At 72.5% G+C, this 16,144-nt stretch carries 12 protein-coding genes; 6 read left to right on the top strand and 6 right to left on the bottom strand.

Annotated features, from left to right (window positions below; genetic code table 11):
* Positions 1-62: 62 nt before the first annotated feature.
* From DVR05_RS01595 to DVR05_RS01585, 3 genes are read left to right on the top strand one after another with little or no spacing between them, the layout of a single operon-like run.
* Positions 63-2,108 carry a hypothetical protein gene (locus DVR05_RS01595; protein ID WP_116243996.1) on the top strand — a complete coding sequence of 682 codons (2,046 nt, stop codon included), beginning with the start codon at positions 63-65 and terminating at the stop codon, positions 2,106-2,108.
* 40 nt (positions 2,109-2,148) lie between these two features.
* Positions 2,149-3,084, top strand: coding sequence for a glycosyltransferase family 2 protein (locus DVR05_RS01590; protein WP_116243995.1), 936 nt, complete (start codon positions 2,149-2,151; stop codon positions 3,082-3,084).
* Entirely contained in the window at positions 3,081-4,196 is a 1,116-nt protein-coding gene (locus tag DVR05_RS01585) for a glycosyltransferase family 4 protein (protein WP_116243994.1), read from the top strand. The genes DVR05_RS01590 and DVR05_RS01585 overlap by 4 nt, the downstream gene beginning before the upstream one ends.
* Before the next feature lie 28 nt (positions 4,197-4,224).
* Here the strand turns inward: DVR05_RS01585 and DVR05_RS01580 are convergent, their stop codons facing one another.
* The 3 genes from DVR05_RS01580 to DVR05_RS01570 all read right to left on the bottom strand — a co-directional run bounded on the left by DVR05_RS01580 (position 4,225) and on the right by DVR05_RS01570 (position 7,124).
* A complete protein-coding gene (locus DVR05_RS01580) occupies positions 4,225-5,388 on the bottom strand; it encodes a CU044_5270 family protein (protein WP_232831929.1) in 1,164 nt (387 codons plus the stop codon).
* A 5-nt stretch (positions 5,389-5,393) separates the two neighbouring features.
* Positions 5,394-6,005, bottom strand: coding sequence for an RNA polymerase sigma factor (locus DVR05_RS01575; protein ID WP_116243992.1), 612 nt, complete (start codon positions 6,003-6,005; stop codon positions 5,394-5,396).
* A gap of 117 nt (positions 6,006-6,122) precedes the next feature.
* Positions 6,123-7,124 (bottom strand): lysylphosphatidylglycerol synthase domain-containing protein, encoded by a 1,002-nt coding sequence (locus tag DVR05_RS01570; protein ID WP_232831922.1) that lies wholly within the window; start codon positions 7,122-7,124, stop codon positions 6,123-6,125.
* Positions 7,125-7,251: 127 nt separating this feature from the next.
* Here DVR05_RS01570 and DVR05_RS01565 point away from each other — a divergent pair, with 127 nt between their 5' ends.
* From DVR05_RS01565 to DVR05_RS01555, 3 genes are read left to right on the top strand one after another with little or no spacing between them, the layout of a single operon-like run.
* Entirely contained in the window at positions 7,252-9,879 is a 2,628-nt protein-coding gene (locus DVR05_RS01565; RefSeq protein ID WP_116243991.1) for a bifunctional FO biosynthesis protein CofGH, read from the top strand.
* Between the two features lie 52 nt (positions 9,880-9,931).
* A complete protein-coding gene (locus tag DVR05_RS01560) occupies positions 9,932-10,210 on the top strand; it encodes a hypothetical protein (RefSeq protein ID WP_116243990.1) in 279 nt (92 codons plus the stop codon).
* A gap of 10 nt (positions 10,211-10,220) precedes the next feature.
* Positions 10,221-10,598, top strand: a complete 378-nt coding sequence (locus DVR05_RS01555; protein WP_116243989.1) for a PIN domain-containing protein — start codon at positions 10,221-10,223, stop codon at positions 10,596-10,598.
* Between the two features lie 59 nt (positions 10,599-10,657).
* Here DVR05_RS01555 and DVR05_RS01550 read toward each other — a convergent pair whose 3' ends face one another.
* From DVR05_RS01550 to DVR05_RS01540, 3 genes are all read right to left on the bottom strand, one after another.
* Positions 10,658-13,033 carry a chitinase C-terminal domain-containing protein gene (locus tag DVR05_RS01550; RefSeq protein WP_232831921.1) on the bottom strand — a complete coding sequence of 792 codons (2,376 nt, stop codon included), beginning with the start codon at positions 13,031-13,033 and terminating at the stop codon, positions 10,658-10,660.
* A gap of 281 nt (positions 13,034-13,314) precedes the next feature.
* Positions 13,315-14,607, bottom strand: coding sequence for a glycosyl hydrolase family 18 protein (locus DVR05_RS01545; RefSeq protein WP_116243988.1), 1,293 nt, complete (start codon positions 14,605-14,607; stop codon positions 13,315-13,317).
* Positions 14,608-14,856: 249 nt separating this feature from the next.
* The gene (locus DVR05_RS01540) at positions 14,857-16,140 is read right to left on the bottom strand and encodes a coenzyme F420-0:L-glutamate ligase (protein WP_369974485.1); all 1,284 of its coding nucleotides are present in this window, start codon (positions 16,138-16,140) and stop codon (positions 14,857-14,859) included.
* Positions 16,141-16,144: the final 4 nt, after the last annotated feature.

The following is a 16,144-nucleotide window of genomic DNA, read 5'->3' as shown; positions in this document are numbered from 1 at the left end:
GGCTCTGCCGACCGACCGCCCCGATGTGTGCGCCACGCCGGCCGAGCTGCCAGAGTGTCTCCATGCGCTTGCCTCCCGGACGGATCCTCGCCCGTGTCACCGCGCTCCCCGCCATCGCCGTGTCGGCCTGGCTCTTGGTGGCCTTCCCCCTCCTGGCGCTCGGCCTGTTCACGCCCCTGGCCGGGATCGTCGTCGGTGTCCCCGCGGTGGTCGCGGCGTGTGCCCTGGTGCCCCGGCTCATCCCGGACCCGGACGAGGACGTGCCCTGGTGGCCGGTCGTCCTCGTGCTGCTGATCGCCGCGGGCTTCGCCGTCGTGCAGATCGCCTACCACGCCGAGGCGCTGGTCATCCGCCGTGACCCGGCCTCCTACGCCATGTACACGGTGTGGATCGCGGAGAACGGATCCCTGCCGATCCCCCTGCGCACCGACCTCATCGCCGGGGACGACCCCTCGCTCAGCTACCAGAGCCTCGCCCAGTACCAGCGCGGTGACGTCATCTGGCCGCAGTTCATGGCCGGCGCGCCCCTGTTGACCTCGATCGGCTACTGGCTGGGCGGCCTCACCGGCATGCTGGTGACCACCCCGGTCCTGGGCGCGCTGGGCGTGCTGACCCTCGCCGGGCTCACCGCCCGCCTGGTCGGTGCCCGCTGGGCCCCGCTGGCCGCGATCGTCCTGGCCGTGTGCCTGCCCCAGCAGTGGGTCAGCCGGTTCACCTACAGCGAGCCCGCCACCCAGATCCTCCTGCTCGGCGGTCTGGTCCTCGCCTACGACGCGCTCTCCCGGCGTTCCTTCCTGCGCGACCGGTGGTCCGCCCAGCACACCCTGGCGGCGGCAGCGGGGCTGTCGTTCGGCCTCGGACTGGTGGTGCGGATCGACGTCCTGCGCGACCTGCTGCCCGTCATCGGCTTCGTCGGGCTGCTGCTGCTCGCCCGCCGAGGCCAGGCCCTGCCGCTGCTGGGCGGACTCGTCGTCGGCTCCGGTATGGGCCTGTACGCCGGGTACGGCCTGTCCCGCCCCTACCTGGAGTACCTGTCCGACTCGCTCAACCCCCTCCTGGTGATCACCGCCGTCGTGATCGCGGTCACCGTCGTCGCCACCGCCGCCCTGTGGCGGCACGGCGTCCCCCGCGTGGAGCGGGTCCGCTGGTTGCCCAACGCAATGGCCGTCCTCGCCCTGGTCGCGATGGTCGGCTTCGCGATCCGTCCCCTGCTGTGGCCCGACTACGGCCACGGCAGCGACTTCACCGACCGCTGGGTCGCCGCCGTCCAGGAACGCGAGGGGCTGCCGATCGAGGGCAGCCGCACCTACTACGACCTCAGCCTCTACTGGGTCGGCTGGTACGTGGGTCTGAGCACCGTCCTGTTCGCCGCGCTCGGCCTCGCCCTGATCCTGCGCCGCGTCACGGAACGCCGCGAACCCCAGTGGGTCCTGCCCACCATGCTGCTGGTGTGGACGGTGGGCACCACACTCCTGCGACCCGCCATCACCCCCGACCACCCGTGGGCGAGCAGGCGGCTGATCGCCCTGGTCATCCCGGCGTTCATCCTGTTCGCCGTCTGGTTCCTGGCCTGGCTCACCCGCTACTGCGACCGCGCCGTCCGCGCCGACGGCGGCGGTCCGGTCGCGCGCTCCCTCCCGACCGTGGTCGCGGCGGGTGCCGCGGCCGCCATGATCGTGCCGACCGCCACCACCGCGGCCAACGGCATCATGGGCTACCGGCAGGACGTGGGCACGGTCGCCGCCACGGAGAACCTCTGCGCCCACCTACCCGACGACGGGTCGGTCGTCGTGGTCGACGGCGGCATGGCGGGCAACTACCTGCCGCTGCTGCGGAACGTCTGCGGGCTGCCCACCGCGGCGATGGACGAGCCCACGCCCGGGGACGTGGCGCGGGTCGTCGGGGAGATCCACCGGCGGGGCCGCACCGCCGTGCTCGCCGCGCCCGACGCGGCCCCGCTCATGGAGCTGACCGGCGGCGCGGCCAGCCCCGTACGGCCCTTCCACGTGGTCGCCGACATGGATCCCAGTACCCTCATGAAACCGCCCACCGGCCACTGGACCTTCCGCGGAAGCGTCTGGGTGGCCGTCATCCCGGCCGAGGACTGACCAGCCCGCCCGGCCCCGACCAGACCGCTGAGACGAACGCATGAGCGACACACCCGACAACATCCAGGACCCGAGCGCGGACGAGGAGCCCGTGCGGGTCACCATCGTGCTCCCGTGCTACAACGAGCAGGACCACGTCCTCGACGAGGTCAAGCGGATCTGCTCGGCGATGGACGCCTCGGGGTACGGCTACGAACTGCTGGCCGTGGACGACGCCTCCACCGACGACACCCTCGCCCGGCTGCGCGACGCCGAGGCGCTGTACCCACGGCTGCGCGTGGTCGCCTTCGGCCACAACGGCGGCTCCGGGACGGTGCGCCGGATCGGCAGTCAGCGGGCGCGCGGCGAGTTCGTGGTGTGGACCGACGCGGACATGAGCTACCCCAACGAGCGGATCCCCGAGCTGGTCGCGATGCTCGACCAGGACCCCGGGATCGACCAGGTGGTGGGCGCGCGCACCCAGGAGATGGGGTCGCACAAGGCGCTGCGCGTCCCGGCCAAGTGGGTCATCCGCAAGATCGCCGAGAGCCTCACGGGCACCCGCATCCCCGACCTCAACTCCGGCCTGCGCGTGTTCCGGCGCGACGTCGCCCGCCCCTACCTGCGGCTGCTGCCGCCCGGGTTCTCCTGCGTCACGACGATCACCCTGGCCTTCCTGTCCAACCAGCACCCGATCCGGTACGTGCCCATCGAGTACGCCACACGGGCGGGCACCTCGAAGTTCCACTTCGTCAAGGACGCCTACCGCTACATCCTCCAGGTGCTGCGGATGGTCATGTACTTCAACCCGCTCAAGGTGCTCATGCCGCTGGCGCTGACGCTGCTGGGGGTCGGCGCCGCCAAGTTCGTCTTCGACCAGGTGCGGGACCTGTTCTACATCGCCAACAACACGGTCATGATCCTCATGACGGGGCTGATCCTCGCGGCGATCGGGCTCCTGGCCGACCTCATCGTCCGCTCGCGGGAGGGCGCGTGAGCGCCGCGCCGACCCGGGTCGCGCTCGTGGGGCCCGCCCACCCCTACAAGGGCGGCGGAGCCCGGCACACCACCGAACTGGCGCACCGGCTGCGTGCGCTCGGCCACCCGACGGCGATCGAGTCGTGGCGGGCGCAGTACCCGGCGGCGCTGTACCCCGGACGGCAGACCATCACCGACCCGGAGGGCGAACCCTACCCCGACACCCGCCACGACCTGGCCTGGTACCGGCCGGACGGCTGGTGGCGGACCGGACGCCGCCTCGCGGACACGACCGACCTCGTGGCGCTGACCCTCTTCTCCCCCGTGCAGGTCCCCGCCTACCTGGGGGTTCTCGCGGGCGTGCGCTCCCGGCGCGCGGACACGCGGGTGGTCGCGCTGTGCCACAACGTGCTCCCGCACGAGCGCCGGGCCGTGGACGTGTCCCTGACCCGCGCCCTGCTGCGCCGCGTCGACGCCGTCGTCACCCACTCACCGGACCAGGCCCTCCTCGCCGAGGGGCTGCGGGGGGCGGCACGGTCCCGACCCGTGGTGGCTCAGATGCCCCCGCACCTGCCGGAGACGGGCGGCCCGCGCCCCGCCGCCCCGGGGGAGCGGCGGCATCTGCTGTTCCTGGGCATCGTCCGCCCCTACAAGGGGGTGGACGTCCTCCTGCGGGCGCTCGCCGCGGGCGCTCCCGAGGACGTCACGCTCACCGTGGCGGGCGAGTTCTGGGGCGGCTCCGGTGAGCTGGCGGAGCTGGCCGGGGAACTGGGGGTCGCCGACCGGGTCCGGTTCCGCGAGGGGTACGTGCCCGCCGCCGACCTGCCGGGACTGTTCGCCGAGGCCGACGCGGTCGTCCTGCCGTACCGGACGGCCACCGCCACGCAGAACGTCTGGCTCGCCCACGAACACGGTGTGCCGGTGGTGGCGACCCGGGCCGGGACGCTCGCGGACCACGTACGCGACGGGGTCGACGGGCTGCTGTGCGCCCCGGACGACGTCGCGGACCTGGCCCGCGCGCTGAAGGAGTTCTACGCCCCCGGGGAGCCGGAACGGCTGCGCTCCGGGGTCCGCCCGGTGGACGCCGCGCCGTACTGGCGGGCCTACACCGAGCGGCTCCTCGGAGCGTGAGACCACCGGGCCGGTGTATGGCGCCGGATCAGTGGTGCCCCTCCGTGACCTCGGGCCCGGACACGTCGGGCCAGGCGTCGTTCCACTCGGTGGTCTCGTAGAGCGTGTACGCGACCACGTCCCCGGGCTCGGCCCAGTCGGCCGCCCACTCCGGGACCTCGACCACCACCCGCTCGGAGGACAGCAGCAGGCCCGTCCCGGGGTCGAACAGGAGACGTTCCTCGTACCGCCCGTCCAGCAGCCCCTCGACGTCGTAGGCGACGCCCACGGCGGGCCGGCCGGACACGTCCTCGGCCACGCCTTCGGCCGCACGGACGCCGGGCAGCTCCGCCAGGATCTCGTAGACCCCCGCCCTGACCTCCGGTGGCAGGGGACGGCCGAGGTTGACCCTGACGGTCTCGACCGATGGGTCGGGCACGACGACGAAGCCCGCCTCCGCCGCGTCCTCCTCGTTCAGCCGCTCCTCCGACTCGGGCCGCAGCATCTCACGCAGGCGCTCGGGGTCGGAGGGCAGGCCCTGGAGGTCCTGGGCACTCATCCGGGTGTCACCGAAGAAGTAACTGACAGTGCCGGGTGTGAACGGCCCTTCCTCCTCTTCGTCGCCGCGGGGGATCTCCCACCGCTCCTCCTCCCGCGGCCAGCGGGTGGGGGAGCCGTCGCGCTTCCACGCCTCCCGGCCGCGCTCGGCGACCAGGGACCAGTCCGCCGACATGAGTTCGTGGGTGGCCTGGCCGGTCTCGGTGTCCACCCACGACTGGACCTCGGTGATGCTGTACACCCCGTACCGGTCGCCCTCGGGGCCCACGCCCCAGGCGTCGGCCGAGACGTGGTGCTGGTACCAGACGGCACCGTCGACCGGCTGGGACCGGACAGCCTCGGCGAGGGGAGCCATGACCTCCGTCGCTCCGTCGTCGGCGGACCCCTCTGTCGGGGAGGCCGGGGTCAGTGTGACCGGGTCCGGTCGCGTGAACCCGAGCGGTCCCAGGACCAGGACGGCGAACGCGGCTCCGGCCACCAGGACGGCGGCACCGGAGACGGCCAGCGGGAGCCGCCCCGGCACGGGTCCGGACCCGAACCTCCGGGCCGCCGACGCGGCCGCGTTCGGGTGACCGGGCCGCCAGGCCAGGCGGGCGTTCAGCGAGTCGGAGGTCGGTTCGGGAACGTCCTCGCGCATGCGGCGAAGGTGGTCCATCTCGTTCACTGGTCGGTCTCCTTCGCGGTGAGCGGGTTCTCGGAGAGGGCGGCGCGCACCCGCTTGCGGGCCCGGTGCAGACGGGACCGGACGGTGCCGACCGGGATGCCCAGGACCGAGGCGACCTCCTCGTAGGTGAGGTCGCCCCAGGCGACGAGCAGCAGCACGTCCCGGTCGCCCTTGGAGAGCCGCGCCAGGGAAGCGGCGAGCCGTGCCGACACGCTCTGGGCGTCGACCCGCTCGCTCACCCGGTCGGCGTGGTTCTCCAGGACCGGGTCCACCCCGGTCCTGGCCAGCGCGCGGTAGTGGCGGGTCTCGCTTCTGTGCTGACGGCGCACCAGGTTGGTGGCGATCCGCCACAGCCACGGGCGGGCGTCCGGGCGGGCGGGGTCGTAACGGTGGCGTGCGAGGAACGCCGTGCGAAAGGTCTCGGAGACGATGTCGTCGGCGTCCGCCTGACCGAGCCTTCGGGCCACGTAGCGGTGCAGGGCGGGCGCGTGCCTCCGGAAGATGGTGCTGAAGTGCACCGAATCGGTGAGGGACCGCCGGATCACGGCCGCGTCGGATGCCTGGTCGGCATCCTCGACGCGGCCGGTTCCGGAATCGACCAGGGACATGGAGTGGGTCCCATCGGTTGGGGATGCTTACACCCCTGTTAGCCCGATCCCCGGAAAAGGGTTCACGCTGATTCCGATCCGTCCCCGTGGTCGGCGGACGGCGGCGCGTGTCCCGGGTCAGGCGTTCCGGTCGGGGGCCTGCGGGCCGTACGGGTGGACGGGGGCGTCCGGCGGACCCGGTGTCCTCGTCGACGCCGAACGGGCGGTCCTGGACAGCGGCAGGGACAGCCCCGCCCAGGCCACGTCCGCGACCGTCATGACCAGGCGGGACAGGACCGCGACCACCAGCGCCGCCCCCGCGTCCACGACCGGCGCGAGCGCCACGACCAGCACCGCCTCGCGCACGCCCAGACCGGCGGGGGCGAACACCACCAACAGCCCCAGCGTCCACGCCAGCGCGTAGGCGCCCACCGCGGGACCGAACGACCGGACCGGGTCGCCGCCCACCGCCCACGTCAGCACCCACACGTGCGCGCCCAGCGGCACCCAGGCCGCCAGGGTCCACGCGACGGCGGCGGCCATCGCGCGACCGGGGAGCCGGAGCGGACCCGCCTCGGCGACCTCCCGGAACCGCGCGAACGGCCGGGCCGCGAGGCGCACCCCCCAGCCCACCACGCGCGGGTGCAGGGCCGCCAGCAGCAGCGGCGCCAGGGCCAGCGCCCACCACCACCGCCGGGCCGCCTCGGCGGACGACAGCGGCAGCGCGACCGCCGCCACGGCCAGGCTCACCGCGACCGTCACCCCGACCGCGAGCAGGGTCGCGGCCGCGCCGCGCACCCGCGGCACCTCCCAGTCCCTGCCCAGCTCCACCTGGGCGACGAACGCCCACACCGACCCGGGCAGGTACTTGCCGAGCTGGCCCACGAACATCACCCGCGCCGCCACCCCGCCCGGCAACGGCGACCCGAGCCCGGAGAGCAGCGCCCGCCAGGCCATCATCTGCCCCGTCAACCCCGCCATGCCCGCCAGCACCGCCACCGGCAGCACCCACAGGGGCAGCGCCGCCGCGGCCTCGCGCGCCTGCTCCCAGTGCGCGCGCACCGCCAGAACCGCGCACAACAGGAGCACGAGCAGCACCGCGAGCCGCACCCACGGGTCACGCCGAAGCCGAGTCAGCACGGGCCCTCCCTCCACCTGGCCGGTCCACCGATGATCCCAGACCGGCGCCGCGGGTGTCCCGCCGCGTTCGGCGCTTCGGGCGGGGTGGGGCGTGATCCCCGGGGCTACCGCGGCGTAGGGTGCGGTCATGAGTGGTGCGAACGACCAGGGAACCGACCCCTCCCCGACCCCTTCCGCGATGCGCCGGGCGCTGGCCCGCGCCCGCGACGGCAAGACCCTCGACGTCACCGAGGCCGAAGTCCTCCTGCACGCCCGCGGCGACGACCTGGAGACCCTCCTCGACCACGCCGGGCGGGTCCGCGACGCCGGGCTGGAGGCGGCCGGGCGGCCGGGCGTCATCACCTACAGCCGCAAGGTCTTCGTCCCGCTCACCCGGCTGTGCCGGGACCGCTGCCACTACTGCACGTTCGCGACCGTGCCCGGCCGCCTGGAATCGCCGTTCCTCTCCCCCGACGAGGTCCTGGAGATCGCCCGCCAGGGGGCGGCCCTGGGGTGCAAGGAGGCCCTGTTCACCCTCGGCGACCGACCCGAGGACCGCTGGACGGCGGCGGCCGAGTGGCTGGACGCCCACGGGTACGACGACACCCTCTCCTACGTCCGGGCCATGGCCGTCATGGTGCTGGAGGAGACCGGTCTGCTGCCGCACCTCAACCCGGGGGTGCTCACCTGGTCGGACTTCCAGCGCCTCAAGCCGGTCGCGCCGTCCATGGGCATGATGCTGGAGACCACCTCCACACGGCTGTTCACGGAACGGGGCCAGGCGCACTACGGCAGCCCGGACAAGGACCCGGCCGTCCGGCTGCGGGTCCTGGAGGACGCGGGCCGTTCCAGCGTGCCGTTCACCACCGGCATCCTCCTGGGCATCGGCGAGACCGTCCGCGAACGCGCCGAGTCGGTCTTCGCCATGCGCGCCGCCGCCCGCCGCTACGGGGGCATCCAGGAGGTCATCGTCCAGAACTTCCGCGCCAAGCCGGACACCGCGATGATGCACCGGCCCGACGCCGAGCGTGAGGAGATGGCCGCCGCGATCGCGGTCACCCGCCTGGTCATGGGGCCGAGGGCGCACGTGCAGGCGCCGCCCAACCTCATCGGGGCCGAGCGCGGGGGAGTGGACGAGTACGCGCTCATGGTCCGCGCGGGCATCGACGACTGGGGCGGGGTCTCCCCGCTCACCCCGGACCACGTCAACCCCGAGCGGCCGTGGCCGCAGATCGACGATCTGGCCGCGCGCACCGCCGCGCTGGGCTTCACCCTGCGCGAGCGGCTGACGGTCTACCCGGAGTACGTCCGGATGGGCGAGCCCTGGCTGGATCCGCGGGTGGCCGGGCACGTCGCGGCGCTCGCCGACCCCGAGACCGGTCTGGCGGCGCCGGACGCGCCGGTCGTGGGCCGTCCGTGGCAGGAGCCCGAGGCCGTGCTGGTCTCCTCGGGCCGCACCGACCTGCACACCGGGATCGACGAGGCGGGGCGGACCGGGGACCGGCGCGGCGACTTCGACTCGGTCTACGGAGACTGGGACGAACTCCGGTCGGGCGTGGACCGGGAGGGCGCCGTGCCCCGCCGGTTCGACCCCGAGATCGCCGCCGCGCTGCGCGCCGCAGAGGCCGACCCCGCGGGGCTCTCCGACGACGAGGCGCTCGCCCTGCTGCACGCCGACGGTCCCGAACTGGAGGCGCTGGCGGATCTGGCGGACCGGGTCCGGCGCGACGCCGTCGGCGACGACGTCACCTTCGTGGTCACCCGGAACATCAACTTCACCAACGTCTGCTACACCGGCTGCCGGTTCTGCGCCTTCGCCCAGCGCCGCACCGACGCCGACGCCTACACGCTCTCCCTCGACCAGGTCGCCGACCGGGCCGAGGAGGCGTGGAGCGCGGGGGCCACCGAGGTGTGCATGCAGGGCGGGATCCACCCCGACCTGCCCGGCACCGCCTACTTCGACATCGCCGCGGCAGTCCGCGACCGGGTGCCCGGCATGCACGTCCACGCCTTCAGCCCGATGGAGGTGGTCAACGGGGCGGCCCGTACCGACCTGCCGATCCGCGAGTGGCTCACGCGGGCGCGCGAGTCGGGGCTCGGATCGATCCCGGGGACGGCCGCGGAGATCCTCGACGACGAGGTCCGCTGGATCCTGACCAAGGGCAAGCTGCCCGCGAGCGAGTGGATCGAGGTGATCACGGCCGCGCACGACCTGGGAATCCCCACGACCTCCACGATGATGTACGGGCACGTGGACTCCCCGCACCACTGGGTCGCCCACCTCAGGCTGCTGCGCTCGCTCCAGGAACGCTCCCGGGAGCGCAACGGCCGCCCGGGCTTCACCGAGTTCGTGCCGTTGCCGTTCGTGCACACCAACGCGCCCCTCTACCTGGCGGGTCTGGCCCGGACGGGTCCGACGGTGCGGGAGAACCGGGCGGTGCACGCCCTGGCCCGGCTGCTGCTGCACGGGAGCATCGACAACATCCAGTGCTCGTGGGTCAAGCTCGCCGAGGACACCTGCCGCCGGTTGCTGGCGGGCGGGGTCAACGACGTGGGCGGCACGCTCATGGAGGAGACGATCAGCCGGATGGCGGGGTCGGGACAGGGGTCGTACAAGACGATCAGCGACATCCGCGCCCTGGTCGCGCCGACCGGACGCCCGCTCCGCCAGCGGACGACGCTGTACGGCGAGGTCGACGAGGAGCGGCGCCGGGTGGCGGAGGCCAGCGACGGGGTCGCACCCAGCGTCCGGCGGACGTCCCTGCCGATCGTGTGAGGAGGCCCCGCGACTCTGGGACACGAGAGTATGCACGGAGTATGATCGGAGTATGACGAACAAGCGCGTCACCATCAGCGTTCCGGAGGAGATCGTGGACAAGGCCCAGCGCGCGGTGGATTCCGGGCAGGTCGGTTCGGTGTCGGCGTACTTCACCGAACTCGCGGCGAACGCGCCGGACTGGGCGGGTGTCCGGGCGACGCTCGATGAGCTGAAAGCCGAGGTCGGAGAGGTTTCGGCCGAGGACCAGCAGTGGGCCAGGGAGGCTCTGGGACTGGACGAGGCGGACGAGTTCCCCGGTTTCGAGGACAACTCTCACGCCGCTGCCTAGGGTTCTCGGCATGAAGCACATCGTCCTCGACGCGGGATTCCTGATCGCCCTCGAACGGAGGGATCCTCGGGCCTATCAGGTTCAAGAACTCCTGTATGAGGCGAGGGCCGTCGCACACGTATCCGTAGGAGTGCTGGCCCAGGTGTGGCGGGGTGATCCCCGTCAACAGGTCATCGCCCGGCTCCTGGAGTTCAAGGGCGTTCTCGCGCACCCGTTGGACCCCGGGAGCGCGCGCCGGATCGGGGTCCTGCTCGCCCGTAGCGGTACAAGCGACGTGGTCGACGGCCACGTGGCCCTCTTGGCCGCAGAGCTGAACGCCAGGGTCTTCACCTCCGATCCGGACGACATCGGCAAGCTGGACCCCACGCTCACGATCGTGCGGATCTGAGAACCGGGAAAGGGGCGCGACGCCGTCTCCGGCGCCGCGCCCCTTCGTGCGGGGTGGGGTCAGCAGGAGCCGAGGGACTCCCAGGCTCCCCACTGGCCGGTGGTGCCCGGCTCGGCCTGGGTCCACCACTTGGCCCGGTAGGCCGCGCCGTTGTGCGTCACGGTGTCGCCCTGGGTGTAGGTCTCCCCGGAGACCCAGGCCGGAGCGGCGCAGTCGTCGGGGTTGCCGTCACCGCCGTCGCCTCCGTCACCGCCCGCGGGCGCGTCGACCAGCGTGCCCTCGCGGGGGTTGTCGTAGGTGATGGCGTACTCGTTCCCGCCGACATCGATCCGGAAGTTCGACGGCTGCGCGATCGGGAGCCGGTAGCTGAGCACGAAGTCCAGCGAACCGCCCGCCGGGATGCTCTTCCAGCTCGGCACGGTCAGCTCCACCCGGTGGAAGTCGCCGTCCAGGCCGCCGACGTTGTCGCCCCGCTCGTGGCCGTTCTGCACGTGGGTGAGCCCCATGCCGGACTGGTCGCTCATGTTGGCCGGGGCCGAGGTGCCGTAGTCGAACGTGATCGTCGAACCGCCGGGGATCTCTCCGGCCGAGTTGTTCGTGATGGTCACGTCCGGGGTGATCGGGTAGTTGTTGTCGCCCAGCGCGAACCCGTGGAAATCGACGTCGACGTCGAGGACCTCCGCGGGGGCGGGGGTCTCCGCCTTCGTCGCGCCGTAGGGGCCCGCGGTGCTGAGCGTCTGGTGGAGGCTGGTGATGAGCGTGTCGCCCATCTCGTACTGGCCCTTGGCGTCGTTGTAGGAGTAGTCGCCGGCCATCTCCCAGATCATCACGCCGCCCAGGCCGGTGTCGGCGACGTAGTCCGCCTTGGCGGCGATGGTCCGGTCCGCGTCGCCTGACAGGAACGTGTTGGTGGTGGAGTTCCACCACCACTCGTTCTTGGTCACGTCGTCCCAGTGGCGGGTGTAGTCGCCCTCGATGTCGTCGGTGATCCCGTAGTCGGCCACGTAGTCGCCGACCACGCCGTCCTCCAGGTTCAGCACGTGCCAGATCGGGTTCGCCCCGGCCGCGATGGCGTTCCCGGTCACGGGGTCGCTGTCGTGCCACAGGTTGTCGATGCCGTCCGCGCCGTCACCGCAGGGAACGGAGATGCCGGTGCCGGGCTGGCACTGGGTCTGGTCGGGCAGCGCCGCGGTGCCCCACAGGCCGTTCTGTCCGCCCTCGACGTCCTTCCACCCGCGGGTGTAGAAGGGCACGCCGAGGTTGATCCGTCCGGCCTGCATGGCGCCGCGGAAGTAGTGGTGGGCCCAGTCGGCGTTGAGGTAGCCGATGCCGTCGTAGGCGTTGTACACGTCGGCCAGCTCGGGGTCCTGGCCGCTGTCGTAGAGGGCGCCGTTGTGGCCCACGAAGTGGTTCCAGGTGCCGTGCAGGTCGTAGGTCATCATGTTGACGAAGTCCAGGTACTGCACGACCTGGTGCACCTCCTGGCCGCGCAGGAGCCAGCCGGAGGAGGGGACCGCGGCGGTCAGCTGGTAGTACGTGCCGTCCTCGGCGGAGGCTTGGTCGAGCTTCTCGCGCAGGACGCGCATCAGCTCCTCGTAGCCCTCCCACAGGTGCCCGCGGCGCTGGTCGGAGATCCAGAAGTCGTCGGGGTTGCCCGCGCCGTTGTTGGACGTGGCGTACTCGTAGTCGATGTCGAGGCCGTCGAAGCCGTACTCGCGGACGAACTCGACCGCCGAGTCGGCGAAGGTCTCGATGCCCTGGTGGTTGACGCCGGTCTCGGTGGTGGTCATCGAGTAGAAGCCGCCCGAGGCCACGCGCTCGCCGTCGGGGCCGAAGTAGCCGCCGGTCTCAGCCCAGCCGCCGACGGCGACCAGGGTCTTGACGCCCGGGTGGTCCTTCTTGAACTTGTTGAGCTGGTTGAAGTGGCCGTTGTAGGGGAACTCGGGGTCGGGCTCCAGGCCGGGCTCGTCCCAGATCATGCCCGTGGCCGGGTTGTCCGGCGAGTCCGGGCCCACCGAGAGCCGGTTGTCGCCGTCGACGTGGCCGAAGGCGTAGTTGATGTGTGAGATCCGGTCCCAGGGGATGTCGTCGACCAGGTACTCCGGCTGGCCGTTGGAACCGTTGCGCCAGCTGGTGAAGTAGCCGATCACCCGGCGGTCGAGGTCGTTGGGGAGGATCTCGCGGCCGTCGGCGTCGTACACGTCGCAGTACGGGACGTCCACGCCGGGGGTCTGGTGGAGGCCGTCGGGCCGGCAGTCGGCGTTGGTGGCGGGGGCGGCCGGGGCCTGTGGAGCCTGGGGTGTCTGGACGGCGGCGTTCACGGTCGGCGCCGTGAGGAGCATGCCGGCGGACATGCACAGCCCGGCGGCCGCGGCTCCGAGGGCGCGTGCCCATCGGGCGGGTCGGCCCCGGCGCGGGGAGGGACGGGAGGGCATGGGGGACCCTTTCTGGAATCGGTTTCTGGGTACACCGCGGGCCCCGCCCGCGGCCGGAGCCGGGGGTGGGGTCGTGGTGACGGCAGGGGGACCGGGGACGCCGGGGACGGCGCCGGGGCCGGTCGCGGGGGAGCGGTGGGGTGGGCCGTCACGCGAGGGGAGTGAGGTGACGGCCCACCCCGGGAGGGGGTGGAAGCGGGGTCGGGAGCGGCCCCGCGCGGGGTTCGTGGTGTGTGGTGGCCGCCGCCCGCCGTGTGCGGGGGGTGTCCGCCACACAGTCGCTAACAGGCGCCGACGGTCTCCCAGACGCCCCACTGGCCGGTGGTGCCGGGCTCCTCACCCAGCGTCCACCACTTGGCGCGGTAGACGGTGCCCTGGTGGGAGACGGTGTCACCGCCGGTGTAGACGGTGTCGGCGGACCAGGCCGGAGCGGTGCAGTCCACCGGCGGGTCGGTGGGGCCGTCGGTCGGTCCGTCCGTGGGTCCGTCGGTGGGTTCGTCGGTCGGCGGGGTCGTCGGGCCGTCGCCGAGGCGTGCGGAGATGTCGCGGGCGAACCGGTAGCCGTTGGTCGCGTCCCAGTTGATCGACCAGGTCATGACGCCGCCGATGGGGCCGTACGGGGTGGTCGGCGCGTACCGGCCGCAGCTGGTCCCGGCCTCCAGGCAGTCGAGGGCGGCGATGACGCTGCTCGTGGGCATGTACCCGCCGCCCGCGGCCGAGGGGACGGCCGGGACGCCCAGGCCGACCTGGCTCGGGGACAGGCCCATCTCCAGCTGGATGCACGCCTGGGCGGCCACGAAGTCGACCGTGCCCTGGCTGTAGATCTGGCCGTCGCACCCCGCCATCGTGCCGGAGTTGTAGTACTGCATGTTCACGATGGTGAGGATGTCGGAGATGTTCGACGCCAGCTGGTAGTACTGCTGGCTGGGCGCCTGGAAGTCGATGGTCTGCGGGGCCATCGCGATGATGAGGTCCGGCCCGGCGCTCGCGCGCAGGTCGCGCAGGGCGGACTCCATGTACTGGGCGTTGATCCCGTGTTCGAGGTCGATGTCGATGCCGTCGAACCCGTACTCCAGCATCAGCGCGTGGGCCGTGTCGGCGAAGTTCCGCGCCTGGGTGGCGTTGGTGACGTTCACGTGTCCGAGCTGGCCGCCGACGGAGAGGATGACCTTGCGGCCCTCGGCCTGGATGGCGGCGATGTCGGAGCGGAACTGGGCGTCGGTGTAACCGTTGAGCTCGTCGCTGGCGAGGTTGAACGTGATGCCGCCGTCGAGTGAGGGGTGGTTGTCGGCGAAGGCGACCGCCACCAGGTTGTACTCGGACGGGATGTCGGCGAGGGTCAGCACCGTGGACCCGTTGTCGAAGTTGTGCCAGTAGCCGGTGAGCCACTGCTGCGTCTGCTGCGCGGAACCGGTGTCGGACACGGTCTCGGCCTCGTTGGCGGCCAGGGCGAACTGGCTGGCGCCACCGGCCAGGAGCGCCGAGGCGACGACGGCGAAGGCGCCGGTCAGGACCGCCCTGGCCCGTGAGGGCGTCTTCCTTCGGCGGCTTCGTTCGCGGAGATGGTCGAGCATGGGGGGTGCTCCTCTCGTCGAGCGGGGGCGACGAACCGGCTCTGGGGGCCTTAATTGTTAAGAAACCTTAGAGTTGCTTGACCGGTGCGTCAACGAAAACCGTAAGGAAAGTTTGCGATTTTTCGGAGGCATGGTGGGAACCCGTGCCGTGTGTGACTCCTGGGCTCCAACAGGTCATCGAGGTCTCTGAGCACACGAAAAGCGGCCAGCGTCCCCGGAGGGGACACCGGCCGCCCGTCGTCACCGCCGTCACCGTACGGTCACGAAGTCCTCCGGATCGCGTGGCGGACGCTCCCGCGGCGGCTCGGCCGCGTGTCCCACGGCCACCGCCCCCATCGGCTGCCAGTCCTCGGGCACGTCCAGCACCTCGCGCACGACGTCCGGGCAGAACATCGTCGAGGAGATCCAGGCCGACCCCAGGCCCTCCATCGCCAGCCCGACCAGCAGACTCTGCACCCCGGCGCCCATCGCCACCAGGAACATCGACCGCTCGGCGGTCGCTCGGCGACGGTCGGGGTAGGGGTGCGCCCCGTCGGCGACCAGGAACGGCACCACGAGGTACGGCGCCGCGCGCAGGACGTCGCCGCGGCGAGTCCGACGGGCGATCGCCTCCTCGGAGAACCCGTCACCCCGCAGGTCGGCCACCCACGCGTTCAACATGGCGTCCAGCAGCCGCTTGCGCGTGCGCTCGGACTCCACGAGCACGTACCGCCACGGGGTGGTGTGGTGCGGTGCGGGGGCCGTCACCGCCGCGCCGACCGCGCGCCGTACGGCGGCCGGGTCCACGGGGCCGTCGGTGAACGCGCGGACGGTCCGCCGGGCGGGGACGACGTCGCGCGACCCGTAGCGGAACAGGTCGGCGTCGGCCGAGCGCACCAGCGTGCCCGCTCCGGGGCCGTCCTCCTCGGTGACCAGGGCGCCCAGACCGCTGACCACCGCGACGGGCACACCGCTGGCCTTGCCCTTGACCAGTTCGCCCGCGCCCGCGATCTCGTCGGCGACCGCGTTCACGGTCACCTCCATGAGGTTGCCGTGCGTGTCGGCGGCGCCGCGCAGGTCCTGGAGGACCGTCAACCCCGCCGCGCCGATCGCCACGTCGGTCTGGCCGACGCGCCACGGGCGGCCGAAGGTGTCGGAGACGACCACGGCCACGTTGACCCCCAGACGCTCACGCAGCCCCGCGCGCAGCGCGCGGGCGGAGGCGTCCGGGTCCTCCGGGAGCAGGAGCACGGTGCCGGGCTCGACGTTGGAGGCGTCCACCCCCGCGGCCGCCATGACGAGTCCGTGCCGCGTCTGCGTGATCCGGGTGCGGCCCGCGCGGGCGACCACGCGCACCGTCTCGGCGTCGATCGCCGCCTCGCGGTCCATCCGTCGGGCGCGGCCCTCCGCCTTGCTGACGATCTTGGAGGTCACCACGAGGACGTCACCGTCCACCAGCGGGGCGCCGGAGGCGGCCACGGCGTCGGCGACCAGGGCCACGAGGTCGTCGCCCGCCCGCACCTCGGGGATGCCGGACAGGCCGCGTACCCGCATGTCG

Origin of the sequence: Nocardiopsis sp. FIRDI 009 (assembly GCF_003386285.1) — a bacterium.
GTDB lineage: Bacteria > Actinomycetota > Actinomycetes > Streptosporangiales > Streptosporangiaceae > Nocardiopsis.
The sequence above is the reverse complement of the archived record's forward strand: the minus strand, read 5'-3'. Positions and strand labels throughout refer to the sequence as shown.

What these genes read in the sequence shown, in the direction of transcription:
- DVR05_RS01595 (WP_116243996.1), top strand. Translation starts at nt 63, where the DNA reads ATGCGCTTGCCTCCCGGACGGATCCTCGCCCGTGTCACCGCGCTCCCC.
- DVR05_RS01590 (WP_116243995.1), top strand. Translation starts at nt 2,149, where the DNA reads ATGAGCGACACACCCGACAACATCCAGGACCCGAGCGCGGACGAGGAG.
- DVR05_RS01580 (WP_232831929.1), bottom strand. Translation starts at nt 5,388, where the DNA reads ATGGACCACCTTCGCCGCATGCGCGAGGACGTTCCCGAACCGACCTCC.
- DVR05_RS01575 (WP_116243992.1), bottom strand. Translation starts at nt 6,005, where the DNA reads ATGTCCCTGGTCGATTCCGGAACCGGCCGCGTCGAGGATGCCGACCAG.
- DVR05_RS01565 (WP_116243991.1), top strand. Translation starts at nt 7,252, where the DNA reads ATGAGTGGTGCGAACGACCAGGGAACCGACCCCTCCCCGACCCCTTCC.
- DVR05_RS01560 (WP_116243990.1), top strand. Translation starts at nt 9,932, where the DNA reads ATGACGAACAAGCGCGTCACCATCAGCGTTCCGGAGGAGATCGTGGAC.
- DVR05_RS01555 (WP_116243989.1), top strand. Translation starts at nt 10,221, where the DNA reads ATGAAGCACATCGTCCTCGACGCGGGATTCCTGATCGCCCTCGAACGG.
- DVR05_RS01550 (WP_232831921.1), bottom strand. Translation starts at nt 13,033, where the DNA reads ATGCCCTCCCGTCCCTCCCCGCGCCGGGGCCGACCCGCCCGATGGGCA.
- DVR05_RS01545 (WP_116243988.1), bottom strand. Translation starts at nt 14,607, where the DNA reads ATGCTCGACCATCTCCGCGAACGAAGCCGCCGAAGGAAGACGCCCTCA.
- DVR05_RS01540 (WP_369974485.1), bottom strand. Translation starts at nt 16,140, where the DNA reads ATGCGGGTACGCGGCCTGTCCGGCATCCCCGAGGTGCGGGCGGGCGAC.